The 12,623-nt window shown below is 66.9% G+C and carries 14 protein-coding genes; 4 read left to right on the top strand and 10 right to left on the bottom strand.

Annotated elements, in window-relative coordinates; genetic code table 11:
- Nucleotides 1-10 precede the first annotated feature (10 nt).
- The 7 genes from BES08_RS13880 to BES08_RS13850 form a co-directional block, all read right to left on the bottom strand.
- Nucleotides 11-1,375, bottom strand: a complete 1,365-nt coding sequence (locus tag BES08_RS13880) for a S41 family peptidase (RefSeq protein WP_036525598.1) — start codon at nucleotides 1,373-1,375, stop codon at nucleotides 11-13.
- A 276-nt stretch (nucleotides 1,376-1,651) separates the two neighbouring features.
- Nucleotides 1,652-2,887, bottom strand: coding sequence for a murein hydrolase activator EnvC family protein (locus BES08_RS13875; RefSeq protein ID WP_069708642.1), 1,236 nt, complete (start codon nucleotides 2,885-2,887; stop codon nucleotides 1,652-1,654).
- 185 nt (nucleotides 2,888-3,072) lie between these two features.
- On the bottom strand, nucleotides 3,073-3,450 hold the full coding sequence (locus tag BES08_RS13870) for a ribonuclease HI (RefSeq protein WP_083274681.1): 378 nt from the start codon (nucleotides 3,448-3,450) through the stop codon (nucleotides 3,073-3,075).
- Nucleotides 3,450-3,875 carry a 23S rRNA (pseudouridine(1915)-N(3))-methyltransferase RlmH gene (locus tag BES08_RS13865; protein ID WP_008831382.1) on the bottom strand — a complete coding sequence of 142 codons (426 nt, stop codon included), beginning with the start codon at nucleotides 3,873-3,875 and terminating at the stop codon, nucleotides 3,450-3,452. Before BES08_RS13865 ends, BES08_RS13870 begins: the two co-directional genes overlap by 1 nt.
- Nucleotides 3,876-3,987: 112 nt before the next feature.
- Complete coding sequence (gene rsfS / locus BES08_RS13860; RefSeq protein ID WP_008831383.1) at nucleotides 3,988-4,389, bottom strand: ribosome silencing factor; 402 nt, start codon at nucleotides 4,387-4,389, stop codon at nucleotides 3,988-3,990.
- Nucleotides 4,390-4,502: 113 nt separating this feature from the next.
- Nucleotides 4,503-5,213 (bottom strand): nicotinate-nucleotide adenylyltransferase, encoded by a 711-nt coding sequence (locus BES08_RS13855; RefSeq protein WP_083274680.1) that lies wholly within the window; start codon nucleotides 5,211-5,213, stop codon nucleotides 4,503-4,505.
- Entirely contained in the window at nucleotides 5,177-6,466 is a 1,290-nt protein-coding gene (locus BES08_RS13850; protein ID WP_008831385.1) for a glutamate-5-semialdehyde dehydrogenase, read from the bottom strand. The genes BES08_RS13855 and BES08_RS13850 overlap by 37 nt, the downstream gene beginning before the upstream one ends.
- A gap of 242 nt (nucleotides 6,467-6,708) precedes the next feature.
- Between BES08_RS13850 and BES08_RS13845 the strand changes: the two genes are divergently transcribed.
- Together BES08_RS13845 and BES08_RS13840 are read left to right on the top strand one after the other, a co-directional pair.
- Nucleotides 6,709-7,860 carry a M23 family metallopeptidase gene (locus BES08_RS13845; protein WP_008831386.1) on the top strand — a complete coding sequence of 384 codons (1,152 nt, stop codon included), beginning with the start codon at nucleotides 6,709-6,711 and terminating at the stop codon, nucleotides 7,858-7,860.
- A 1-nt stretch (nucleotide 7,861) separates the two neighbouring features.
- Nucleotides 7,862-8,308 carry a bactofilin family protein gene (locus BES08_RS13840; RefSeq protein ID WP_008831387.1) on the top strand — a complete coding sequence of 149 codons (447 nt, stop codon included), beginning with the start codon at nucleotides 7,862-7,864 and terminating at the stop codon, nucleotides 8,306-8,308.
- 169 nt (nucleotides 8,309-8,477) lie between these two features.
- On the opposite strand, the gene BES08_RS13835 is transcribed toward BES08_RS13840, so the two are convergent.
- Both BES08_RS13835 and BES08_RS13830 read right to left on the bottom strand, forming a co-directional pair.
- Nucleotides 8,478-9,185 carry a DUF1013 domain-containing protein gene (locus BES08_RS13835; protein ID WP_008831388.1) on the bottom strand — a complete coding sequence of 236 codons (708 nt, stop codon included), beginning with the start codon at nucleotides 9,183-9,185 and terminating at the stop codon, nucleotides 8,478-8,480.
- Between the two features lie 200 nt (nucleotides 9,186-9,385).
- Nucleotides 9,386-10,387, bottom strand: coding sequence for an NAD(P)H-quinone oxidoreductase (locus BES08_RS13830; protein ID WP_069708641.1), 1,002 nt, complete (start codon nucleotides 10,385-10,387; stop codon nucleotides 9,386-9,388).
- 190 nt (nucleotides 10,388-10,577) lie between these two features.
- On the opposite strand from BES08_RS13830, the gene BES08_RS13825 reads away from it, so the two are divergent.
- Complete coding sequence (locus BES08_RS13825; protein ID WP_231958018.1) at nucleotides 10,578-11,489, top strand: MlaA family lipoprotein; 912 nt, start codon at nucleotides 10,578-10,580, stop codon at nucleotides 11,487-11,489.
- Between the two features lie 315 nt (nucleotides 11,490-11,804).
- Here the strand turns inward: BES08_RS13825 and BES08_RS13820 are convergent, their stop codons facing one another.
- A complete protein-coding gene (locus BES08_RS13820; protein ID WP_083274679.1) occupies nucleotides 11,805-12,089 on the bottom strand; it encodes a GIY-YIG nuclease family protein in 285 nt (94 codons plus the stop codon).
- Between the two features lie 149 nt (nucleotides 12,090-12,238).
- Between BES08_RS13820 and BES08_RS13815 the strand changes: the two genes are divergently transcribed.
- Nucleotides 12,239-12,457, top strand: a complete 219-nt coding sequence (locus BES08_RS13815) for a DUF1192 domain-containing protein (RefSeq protein WP_036525606.1) — start codon at nucleotides 12,239-12,241, stop codon at nucleotides 12,455-12,457.
- Nucleotides 12,458-12,623: the final 166 nt, after the last annotated feature.

Below are 12,623 nucleotides of genomic sequence, written 5' to 3'. Positions count from 1 at the left end.
GCCCCTGCCGTCAGTTCTTGGAAACGGCGGCAAGCGCGGGCTTGCCCGCCGTACGCTGCAGCGTGGAGATCGCGTAGTGCAGCTGGAAGTCCTTGATGCCCTGCTTTTCCAGTTCGGCGGCGGTCACCTTGAAGCGCGGATCATCCTGCTTGTCGGTTTCCAGATCCTTGTCCTTGAGCGCCGCCTCGTTGATGAGGTGGCCGCGCAAGTCGGACTCGCGCACCGCACGTTCGGCGCGGGCACGGGCGTCGGGATCGGACAGCTGCGGAACCTTGATGTCGGGGGCGATGCCGCCCTCCTGCACCGAGTGGCCGGAAGGCGTGTAGTAGCGCGCCGTCGTGATCTTGATCGCGCTGTTCTGGTCGAGCGGCAGGAACGACTGGACAGAGCCCTTGCCGAACGTGCGCTCGCCCATGATCACCGCGCGGTGCTGGTCCTGCAGTGCGCCAGCGACGATCTCCGAGGCCGAGGCCGAACCCGCGTCCACCAGCACGACGACCGGCAGGCCCTTGGCGACGTCGCCCTTGAACACCGATTCGGCGCGGTAGAACTGGTTCTCGTTCGCGTTGCGCCCGCGCTGCGAGACGATGTCGCCATGGTCGAGGAACAGGTCGGACAGCGCCACCGCTTCGTCCAGCGAACCGCCGGGGTTGGAGCGCAGATCGAGCACGAGGCCGGTCAGCTTGCCGCCCTTCACCGCCGCCTGCTTCTTGAGGTCGGAAATGGCGTTGTTCACGTCGTTACCGACATCGCGCGAGAACTCGTTGACCGAGATCACGCCGACGTTGTCCTTGAATTCCCAGGTCACCGGCTCAAGCTCGATCACGCCGCGCGTCACGGTGACGTCGAACGGCGCGTCGCGGCCCGGGCGGAAGATCGTCAGGCGGATCGAGGAGCCCGCCTCGCCGCGCATCTTCGATACCGCCTCGTCCAGATCGCGCTCGTAATAGAGCACGCCATCGAGGTGGGTGATGTAGTCGCCCGCTTTCAGCCCCGCCTTCTCCGCCGGGCTGCCCTTGAACGGCGAGACGATCTTCACCGCGCCGTCATCCTCGACCACCGAGAGGCCGAGGCCGGTGTACTTGCCGTCGATCATCGTCTCCAGCCGCTGCAGCGACTGGCCGTCGAGGTAGTTCGAATGCGGGTCGAGGCTGGCCAGCATGCCGTCGATGGCGCCCTTGAGCAGCTTGTCGTCGCTCACCTGGTCGACATAGTTGTCCTTCACGATCTGGTAGATCGTGAAGAGCTTGTCGAACTCGTGACTGGTGCGCGTGTCCACCGCCGACAGGCCAGAGGTCGCCACAGGCAGCACGGCCACGGCGGAAACCAGCAGGGTAGCCCTGAACAGCTGGGGGATTAGCGGGGCAATCTTCATCGGGCGTGATGCCTCTTCAATGCGTCGGTCCGGCGCGGTGGCCGGCGGGGGTTCATGACCGTCATCCTATCGTCCGATGACCGTGAACGCCAGCGGAACGGCAGGATTTGCGTTCATATAGGAGGCATCAGGTTAATTGCCCGAAAAACCATGTCGTCGTCCCGGACCTGATCCGGGACCGCTGGCCGTGAACAGCATTGCAAGCGGTGAGGCGCCTTGACGACGGCGCGTGCCTAAAGACCGCCACCGGTCCCGGATCAAGTCCGGGACGACGCCTTACAATGCCCGGATATACTGAAGCGGATTGACCGGCGCCCCGCCCTGCCGCAGCTCGACCATCACGCGCGGATCGCCCGGCCCGGTCACGCCGATGGGAGACCCGGCGACCACTTGCGCGCCCACTGCCACGTCCAGCCGCGCCAGGCCCGTGACAAGCGAGGTCCAGCCGCCGTCGTGCTCGATGATGACGATGCTCTGGAAGCCGCGATACGGCCCCGCGAAAGCCACTCGCCCCGGCGCCGGAGAGACCGCCTGCGCATGCGCGCGCGGGGCCATGACCAGCCCGTTGGAGCGCGCCTGCCCCGGCGCATCCTCGCCGAATCCGGTCACCAGTCGCCCGGTCACCGGCAGCATGTAGCTGGACAATCCCTCGGGCAGCGGCGTGAACTGCCCGGCGCCGATGACTTGCGCATCCTCCGGCCGGGCGGGCCGCATGATCGGCCCCGGCAGCGCCGCGAGGCTCGCCCGCAGTTCCCCTTGCCGGCCGACCTGCACCACCAGATCGCCCAGATCGCGCGCCTTCTCCGCCAGCGCCAATGCCCGGTCGCTTTCCCGCGCGGCGATACCGCTGGCTTCGCGCCCGGCCAGCCGCTGGCGCGATTCGATGGCGGCGAGTTGCCCGCGTCGCTCGCGCATCTGCGCCTGTGCCTGCGAGAGCCCGGCCGCGGCGGCCTTGGCCTGCTGCTCCAGCGCCCGCCCACGCTCGATCGCTACCCGCAGGCCCGCCGTGCGCGCCTCCACCTCGGGCAGCATCGTGTCGAGCAATGCCCGCATGTAAACCGCATCGCGTACCGAACCCGGCCGCAGCAAGGCCAGCAACGGAGGCCGCCGCGACAGCCGCTGCAATGACCCGGTGAGTCGCGCCAGAGGCCCCTGCTTCTGCGCCAACTGTGCCCTCAGGCCCTGCCGCTGCGAAGCGATCAGCCGGATCTGCGCGCACTGCACGGCGATCTGCGCATCGGTTTCCTGAATCCGCGCGGCGATAGCGGCGGCCTCACGCGCAGTGGTTTCGGCCTGCTCGGTGACTTCGCGGGCACGTGCCTCCAGCTTTTCCGCCCGCTTGCGAGCCGCTGCACCTTCGCGCCGGGCGGCGATCATGTCCGCCTGCGCCTGCCGCGCATCGACCGCCGGGTCGAGCACCGCAAGCCCGCCCTGCTGCGTCAGCGCCTGCGTGGCAAACGCGACGGAGCCGAGCGCGGCGACGGTCAGGAGAATGCGGTGGGCGGGCTTCACGGCGTCGTGTTAGGACAGCCGGAGTCAGGCGGGAAGAGACGAAATGCGCCTTTATCCTCCCTGTTCCGCAGGAATGGGGAGGGGGACCGCCGACGAAGTCGGTGGTGGAGGGGGAGAAGACCCCTCCGTCAGCGCTTCGCGCTGCCACCTCCCCATTCCTGCGGAACAGGGAGGATAAAATGCCTTCACCTTGGATGGCGCGCGGCCAGCGCAATTCCGGCAAGGTTCTGCTGACGCTTGATCCACCGTATGCGCGCAGGACGAACCTGAGCCGCCAGCGCAAGGAAGCGCGCCGCGTGCCGCCCCACGCCATGCCCGTCGCGCAAGGCCCGGTTGGCCTGACGCACAACCTCCACCGCATCGCCGATCAGCTCGACATGCTCCAAACCCTGCGCCCGGCAGACCTCCAGCGCATGGATCAGGGCCAGCCACTCGGCATCGCTGTTGGTGCCGCAGCCGCAATCCTCGAAGACATGCGCCACCCCGCGTATCACCACTGCGACTTCGATGGGGCCGGGATTCGGACGGCAGCCGCCGTCGAAGAAGACCTTCAGGCGCTTCATCAGCCCGAGCGGTGGTAGGGATGCCCGGCCAGGATCGCGGTGGCGCGCCACAGCTGTTCGGCGAGCATCGCGCGGACCATCAGATGAGGCCAGGTCATGCGGCCGAAGCACAGAAGGTGGTCGGCCTGCGCCCGCGCCTCGTCGCCGTGGCCGTCGGCGGCGCCGATCAGGAAGCGGCATTCGCGCACGCCCTCGTCGCGCCAGCGGCCGAGCAGCGCGGCGAACTCTTCCGAGCTCATCAGCTTGCCCCGCTCGTCGAGCAGGACTTCACGGACCGGGGTATGGGCGGGAGGAGGCACTTTGCCGCCGACATCGGGCAGCTCGCTGTGCCTGAACGGCCAGGTGATGCGCTTCGCGTAGCGATCCAGCATCTCACCCTCGGGCGAGCGGGCGATCTTTCCGCGAGCGATGATGTGCAGCAGCATGGGTTCAGGGTGCAATCAGGCCGGAACGCGGGGACGGAGCAGGACCCCCGCGTGATTTCCTTGCGATTTTCCGGTCACCGTCGCGACCGGAGGATCATCCTCTAGACAGCGGTCAGGCTGCCCCGGACGGGCCGTCGAAGCCCCACATCCGCTCGAGGTTGTAGAACGTGCGCACTTCGGGACGGAACAGGTGGACGACCACGCTGCCCGCATCGACGAGCACCCAGTCGGCCGCCGGAAGGCCCTCGATACGCGGATGGCCGAAGCCGTTCTGCTTCAGTCGCTCGCCGAGTTTCTGCGCCATGGACGCAACCTGGCGGGTCGAACGGCCCGAGGCGATCACCATGAAGTCGGCGATGCTCGATTTGCCGTCGAGGTCGATCGTCACCAGCTCCTGCGCCTGATCGTCGTCCAGCGACGAGAGCACGAGGTTCAGCAACGGATCATCGCTTTCGATCGTGACCGGAAGCGGGGTGGCGCCGGTTGATTCCGGCTGTAGTTCTGCCTGTGGCATCTTGGTTGGGTTCTGCTCCTTTCAAAACCGACCGGGCAGGATGAAGGCCATCCTGCCGCGTTCGATCGTTTGCCGTGTAAGCCGGGTATGCGGGAAGATGGCCTGAAAGCCGATCATTCCGCCGTTCCGGGGATCAAGTGGTACGTGACCGCGTCACGCGAAGGTCGATCTGAGAACCTTCGTGCCCAGTCCGGATCGGCCTGGCGTATCGCCGTTGCCGACCGCGTATCGGGGTCGAATCGCAATGTCACCAGCGCGGGTGCGCTCCACTCTTCCGGACCGCGAAGACTGGTCAGGGGTCTCCGGAATTTCCCCAGCCAGGCCATCGCGGGGCTCGCGAGGGCAGCGCCATCATACCCCGGACGCGCGATTACCGCAATCGGCATGAGTCGGCACAGCGTCCGCCAGTCCTTCCAGCGGTGCAACTGGGCGAGGTTGTCCGCCCCCATCAGCCATACGAAGCGCCGTTTCGGGTAGCGGTGAAGGAGCGCGCGGAGGGTGTCGACGGTGTATCGGGTGCCCAGTTCGCGCTCGATCGCGGTCGGCCTGATTCTCGCCCCCCGTGCCTGCCTCAGCGCCGACTTCATCCGCGCGGCCAGCGGCGCCATCCCGGCCTTGGGTTTGAGCGGATTGCCCGGCGAGACCAGCCACCACACTTCGTCGAGCGCAAGCGCCTCGACGGTGAACAGGGTGACGCGGCGGTGTCCACCGTGGGCCGGGTTGAAACTGCCGCCGAGCAGGCCCGTGACGGGGCCGGGGCGGGTTCGGGTCCGCCTCAGAACCAGATTCAGGGCCGGGCCTGCCCGGTTCCGCGCACCTGCCACTTGTAGGTGGTCAGACCCTCCAGAGCCACGGGACCGCGCGCGTGCAGGCGGCCGGTGGCGATACCGATCTCGGCGCCGAGGCCGAACTCGCCACCGTCGGCGAACTGGCTGGAGGCATTGACCATCACGATCGCGCTGTCGACTTCGGCAAGGAAGCGCTCGGCCGATTCCGCGTCTTCGGTAACGATCGCATCGGTGTGGTGCGAGGAATGCGCGGCGATGTGCTCAAGCGCCGGTTCGATGCCGTCGACCACGGCCACCGCCAGAACGGCGTCGAGGTATTCGGTGTCCCAGTCCTCCTCGCTGGCAGGCAGCACGCGCGGGTCGAGCGCCTGCGCACGGGCATCGCCGCGCAGTTCGCAGCCCGCGTCGAGCAGGCCGGCAACGACCGATTCGCTCTCGGGGAACTGGGTGTCGAGCAGCAGCGTCTCCATCGCCCCGCAGATGCCGGTGCGGCGCATCTTGGCGTTGAGCGTCAGGTCGCGCGCCATCCCGGCATCGGCCGAGGCATGGACATACGTGTGGCAGATGCCGTCGAGGTGGGCGAGCACGGGCACCCGCGCATCGGCCTGCACCCGCGCGACGAGGCTCTTGCCCCCGCGCGGCACGATCATGTCGATGAGGCCCGCCGCCGTCAGCATCGCGCCGACCACCGCGCGGTCCTGCGTCGGGACCAGCTGGATCGCCGCCTCGGGCAGACCCACGGTGGCGAGACCCTTCGCGAAGGCGGCACGGATCGCGTGGTTGGAATGGATCGCCTCGCTGCCGCCGCGCAGCAGCACCGCGTTGCCCGAGCGCAGGCACAGCGCGGCAGCGTCGGCGGTGACGTTCGGGCGGCTTTCGTAGATGATGCCGATCAGGCCGATGGGAATGCGCACGCGCGACAGCTTGAGGCCGTTGGGGCGTTCGCTGGAAGCGATCACCTCGCCCACCGGGTCGGGCAGGCCCGCGACCTGATCGACCGCATCGGCGATCCCTGCCAGCCGCGCCGCATCGAGCCGCAGGCGGTCGAGCATCGCACCTGACAGTCCCTTAGCCTCGCCAGCCGCGATGTCCTTCGCGTTGGCTTCGAGAATTTCCCCTTCCGCCTCGCGCAGCGCCGTGGCGGCGGCGCGCAGGGCGGCGGCCTTATCGGCGTCCGTCAGCTTCGCCAGCACGCGCTGCGCGGCCCGGCCGTCGCGGGCCAGTTGCTCGACAAGCGCCTCGGGCGAAAGCGCTGCAGGTTCGGCGATCAGAGTGCTCTGCAAAGTCATGGGCGCGGCCTATCATTCCAGCGTGCAGTTGTCACCGGAATGCAGCCGCCAAAATGCACGCATGCAATCGATTCGTATGTCGTCTCACGGTCGCGCCAAGGTAAGGTTCCTCGGCTCACCGCTATCTGTTTTCGACTCGCCCCGATTCCGCAGAGGTTCGGGCCAAGCCGATTCGCTTTGGTAACTACCGCCTGCTACCGGCGCGATCCGGGACTGAGACATAGATTTCAAGCGGGGTCGTTTTGCTTTCCAAGTCAACCGGGGCGTTCATCCAGCGCCTCAGGACGGCGTTCCCCGACCGCGAGTTCATCATGCGGTCGCAGGGACAGGTCCGTTTCATCCGCGTTTCCGCGCGGGCACAGAAGATCGCCGCAGGTGCGGCCGTCGGCGTGCTCGGCATGTGGGCCGCATCGGTCGGCGCTCTGGCGCTCTCGCAGGCATCCGTCGGCAGCGAAAGCGCTGCCCTCGCCGAGCGCGCGGCCAATGTCGCCAAGGCCGAGAAGAGCGTCGCGCAGTACCGCCGCAACGTCGATTCGGTCGCGTCCGACCTCGCCCGCCGACAGCAGTTCATCGAACAGATGGTCGATGCGCATATCCAGGAACTTCCCGAGGAGTCCGGAGATACCCGACCTACCGCGCAGACCGAAGCGACCGCGAAGAAAGTCAGCGCCGCCGTTCCCGGCGTCGGCAACCTTGCCGACATCGAGGCGAAGCAGCTGGCGCTGGTCGATCGTCTCACCCGCTACGCCGACCAGCGTTCGGACGCCGCGATGGCCTCGATCCGCAAGCTGGGGCTCAATCCCAATGCGATGATTTCGCGCGCGCGCATGGCCGAGGGTGGTCCGCTGGTGAAGCTGGCGACCGGGGCCGACGGCAGCGTCGATCCGCGCTTCCTGACGATGGGCAAGAGCCTTGCCCGCATGGACGCGCTGGAGAACGGACTCGCCTCGATCCCGCAGGTGAGCCCGGCGCACGTCGCCTACGTCTCGTCCAGCTACGGCTATCGTTCGGACCCCTTCACCGGCGGCGCCGCGTTCCACGCGGGCCTCGACTTCCCGGGGCCGATGGGCTCGCCGATCTACGCCGCCGCCAAGGGGCGCGTCACGTTCGTCGGGCAGAAGTCCGGTTACGGCAACTGCATCGAGGTGACGCACGGCAACGGGCTGATGACCCGCTACGGGCACCTTTCCGGCTTCCGCACCCGCGTGGGTCAGGACGTCGATGCCGGGGCGCTGATCGGTGCAATGGGCAGCACCGGGCGCTCGACCGGCCCGCATCTCCACTTCGAGGTTCGCGTGAACGACCATCCGGTCAACCCGCGTCCGTTCCTCGAAGCGGCACGTCTTCAGGGGGCGAACAACAGCAGCAACAGGGGCCAGGAGGAGAACCACTGACATGGCCAAGGCCTTCATAAGCTCGCGTGCGAGCATCAACAGTTCGAGCTTCTCGATGCTGGGCGGCGACACCGTCATCAGCGGAGACATTTCGGCAAGCGCCGACCTGCACGTCGACGGCAGCGTCAACGGCGACATTTCCTGCAAGGCCCTGATCCAGGGCGAAGGCAGCGAGATCAACGGCGCGGTGCGGGCCGAATCGGTACGCGTCGCAGGACTCGTGCGCGGATCGGTTTCGGCGCGCGAAGTCGTGATCCTCAAGACCGCGCGGATCGAGGGCGACGTGTCCTACGACACGCTGACCATCGAGCAGGGCGCGCGCCTCGAAGGGCGCCTGTCGCCCAATGGCGGACAGATGCCGCCGTCGATCGCTCGCCTGCCCGCTTCGGCGCCGATCGAGGTCATCGCCGAGGAAGACGAAGAGGAGCTTTCGGCGGCGGCGGAGTGAGGGCTCAGCCGTGACCCTTCGACAAGCTCAGGGTGGGCGGAAGTAGTGTAAACCTCAAACCCCGCTCAGGCTGAGCTTGTCGAAGCCCCCCGAGAGCGGACACGAAAAAGGGGACATGGGATCAGCTCCCATGTCCCCTTTTCGATTCAGCCGTCAGGCCAAAGCGAAGTTACTCGCCACGAGCCTCGGCGGCTTCGGCAGCGCGCTTGGCTTCAAGCCAGGCGGCGACTTCGGCTTCCTGCGCGGCTTCCGACGCGGCCTGGACCTGCGCCTGACGCTCTGCGCGCAGTTCGTCGATCAGCGCCTGACGGTCATCGACCAGGCGCTCATCGCCCTCGCCGGTGTCCTGGATGCCCGCCTTCTTCGCGGCCTTGGCGACGAGGGCGTCCAGCTCGCGCTGCGAGCACAGGCCCAGCGTGACCGGGTCCTTGGGCGTGATGTTGGCGATGTTCCAGTGCGAACGGTCGCGGATCGCCGCGATCGTGTTGCGCGTGGTGCCGATCAGCTTGCCGATCTGCGCGTCCGAAACCTCGGGGTGGTTGCGCAGGATCCAGGCGATGCCGTCCGGCTTGTCCTGACGCTTCGACACCGGGGTGTAGCGCGGGCCCTTGGTACGGTTCTGCGCGAGCGGCACCTTGTGCATGCGCAGCTTGTAGTCAGGGTTGGCCTGCCCCTTCTCGATCTCTTCCATCGTCAGCTCGCCCGAGCGAACGGGGTCGCGGCCGGTATACTTGCTGGATGCCAGATCGTCGGCCATCGCCTGCACTTCGAGCATGTGCAGGCCACAGAATTCTGCGATCTGCTCGAAAGTCAGCGAGGTAACGTCGACCAGCCACGAGGCGGTCGCGTGCGGCATCAGCGGAGTGGGCTGGCTCATTCTCTATCTCCGGCGGAAACAATAAGGGCCGCCCCTTCGCGGAGCGGCCTCACGGTTTCGATTTAGGGAATTTTTGCCGAAGGAGCAAGCAAAAGGGGCCGAAAATTGCGTCATTCCGTCGATGCGTTTCACGTGAAACGCGCATTTCGTCATGATTTGACGGCACTCAAAGGCACCCAAGGGTACCATAAGTGCACCTTTCACACCTCCAGCACGATCTTCCCGACGTGGTCTCCGGCCTCCATCCGCGCATGCGCGGCGGGGGCTTCGGCGAACGGAAAGCGCGTGTCCATCACCGGGCGCAGCAGGCCTTCCTCGACCAGCGGCCAGGCGCATTCGAGGATCTCCTGCGCAACCGCTTCCTTGAACGCGTCCGTGCGCGGGCGCAGCGTCGAACCGGTCAGCGTGTAGCGCCGGGTCATGACCACCGCCATGTTCACCTCCGCTTTCGCACCGCCCTGCACCGCGATGGTGACGTGGCGGCCATCGGGCGCGAGGCACTTGAGGTTGCGCGCGACGTAGCTGCCCGCGACCATGTCGAGCACCACGTCGACGCCGCGCCCTCCGGTGATCCGCGCGACTTCCTCGACGAAGTCGGTGGCCTTGTAGTCGATCGCGTGATGCGCGCCGATCTTCAGTGCCGCCGCGCACTTGTCGGGCGAGCCGCAGGTGACGATCACCGTCAGCCCGAAGTGCCGCCCCAGCATCGCCGCCATCGTGCCGATGCCGCTGGTGCCGCCGTGGACGAGTAGCCACTCGCCCTCACGCGCCAGGCCGCGCTCGAAGACGTTGTGCCAAACGGTGAAAAGAGTTTCCGGCAGCGCCGCGGCTTCCGCAAGGGACAAGCCCTCGGGCACCGGCAGGCAGTGCCCGGCCTTGGCGATGCAGTACTGCGCATAGCCGCCACCCGAAACGAGCGCGCAGACTTCCTGGCCGGGAAGGAACTGGCTCACACCTTCGCCCAATGCCGCGATGGTGCCGGAAACCTCCAGCCCCGGGATCGGCGAGGCGCCCGGCGGCGGCGGATAATTGCCAAGCCGCTGCACCACGTCGGGGCGATTGACGCCCGCGAAGGCGACCTTGACCAGCACCTCGCCGGGGCCGGGCCGGGGCACCGTGACGGTTTCAGGGCGCAGGACTTCGGGGCCGCCGGGTGCATCGTAGCCAACGGCGGTCATGGTGACAGGAAGGTCAGCTAACATGAACCTCCCTGTGCCACAGGATGCGGGGGGTGGGGAACTCCCTTTCTTGGCCCTGCCTCCCGAAGCGGGACGGTGCCTGCGGCCGCACTGACAAAGTCTCTCGATTTTATGATGATAGTGGTGTTCACTCCACTTCGGGTCGCAGCCGTACCGTGCGGATGGGTTCATCAGAGGAAGTACGGAAGTGGGCGTGTCGACTATAGCTCTATCCGTTCTGTTGGCGGGCGGCGGAGCCAACCTTCAGGATCACCCGGCGATCGGGACGCCGGGCGCGGTGACGACTCCCGTGCCGGAAGTGGCTGCACAGCCGCTGGCCGACCACGCGCCGACCATTCACGCTCCGGCCCCGCCTGCGGGAACGCCCCCGCCCGGCAGCGTGCCTGCGGCGGAGGACGAGAACGTCATCATCGTCAGTTCCAGCCCCCGCCAGATAGAGGCCGACCCGTTCTCGGGCGTCAATGCGGCCAGCTTCGCGGTGGTTGAGGCGGTGGACAAGGTGGTCGTCGCCCCGGTCGCGGGAACGTACGAGCGGGTCGTGCCCAAGCCGATCCGCAACGGCCTGCGCAACTTCCTTATCAACCTCGCGGAGCCGATCGTCTTCGTGAACTACCTGCTGCAGTTCAAGCCGGGCAAGGCGATGGAGACGGCAGGCCGCTTCGTCATCAACAGTACGGTCGGCGTCGCCGGGCTGTTCGACATGGCCAAGCGCAAGCCGTTCCGCCTGCCCTACCGCGAGAACGGATTCGCCAACACTTTCGCCTATCACGGCATCGGCAACGGGCCGTACCTGTTCGTGCCCGTGCTGGGTCCGACGACGGCGCGCGATCTGGTCGGACGCGTCCTCGATCTGGCGGTGTTGCCCACGCTGATCGGCAAGCCGTTCAACAAGCCGGTCTACGGGCTTTCCACCGGCATCGTGAAGTCGATGAACGACCGAGTCGCCTTCGACGAGCAGATCAAGGCCAACCGCGCCGCCGCCGACCCTTACGTAGCCACGCGCGATTTCTACCTCAAGCGTCGCCAGGCCGAAGTGGACGCGCTGCACAGCCCGGAATACCGCGCGCGCAAGGGCATTGCGGAGCCGGGGGTGGACGGCAAGTAGTGGGTGGAGAGCGGGGCGCAAACACGGGGCGCCCGCTCAAACACGCCCGTCATCCCAGCGAAGGCTGGGACCGCTGGCCGCCGTGCTGAACGCTGCGGGCTGGGCGTATGCGGCAAGCACGCAACGTCCGCTCAAAAACGCTCGTCATCCCAGCGAAGGCTGGGACCGCTGGCCGTCATGCTGAACGCTGGCGTGCGGGGCTTTTGTGGCAAGTGGTTTGCGAACGACAGTGCGCAACAGGGTCATAGCGGTCCCAGCCTTCGCTGGGATGACGGGCGTTTTCACCATGGCGGGCGCTTTGAACGGCGCCCCCGCTCACAACAAACGCTCGAACAGATCCGCCCATTCCGGATTGGCTTCCTCGATAAGCCGGATCTTCCATTCCCGCTTCCACGCCTTCATCGCCTTTTCGCGCCGAATCGCATCCTCGATCCGGCCGTGCGGCTCGATCAGCACCAGCCGCTTGAGTCCGTATTTCCGACAGAACGCCGACCCCGCACCGCCGCGATGCTGCATCATGCGCGCGGGCAGGTCAGCCGTGACGCCGATGTACAGCACGCCATGGGGCTTGTTGGTGAGGATGTATGTCCAGCCAGGCATCACGGCAGCGTAGAGCAGACGGCCAGCGGTCCCAGCCTTCGCTGGGATGACGACAGAGTTTTAACCCGGCCTCGCGCCGGAACACATATCCTCCGGCCAGTCGAAGGACCCATTGACAGCCTCGCATTCCAGTCCGATGCTGCACCGCAATGGACGAAGAAGACCGACCTCTGCGGCGGTCATCCGAGGGCGACTTCGGAGCCGCCAGCCACCTCGCCGGTGAAAGCCTCGATCGCTATTCGCTGGACGAACTCGACGCGCGGGTTGCGCTTCTCGAAATCGAGATCGCCCGCATCCGCGCGCACCGGAACGCATCATCGGCCCACCGCCTCGCGGCGGACGCCCTGTTCAGGCCGCGATCATCTTGAGAATCGCAGCCTCCTCTGGCAGCCTTCGGGCGACCTCGGGCGCTTACCCCCATGGCCACCCTCGCAACCATCCTGAACGTCCCTATATCAACCTCGTAACCCTGACCCGCCAATCTCCCCTGCGGGCCGGGAACCTCCCGGGAGAGCCGTCCCTCACGATGAAGGT

It is taken from the genome of Novosphingobium resinovorum (genome assembly GCF_001742225.1).
Classification (GTDB): domain Bacteria; phylum Pseudomonadota; class Alphaproteobacteria; order Sphingomonadales; family Sphingomonadaceae; genus Novosphingobium; species Novosphingobium resinovorum_A.
This window is presented reverse-complemented; position numbering and strand designations above follow the sequence as displayed.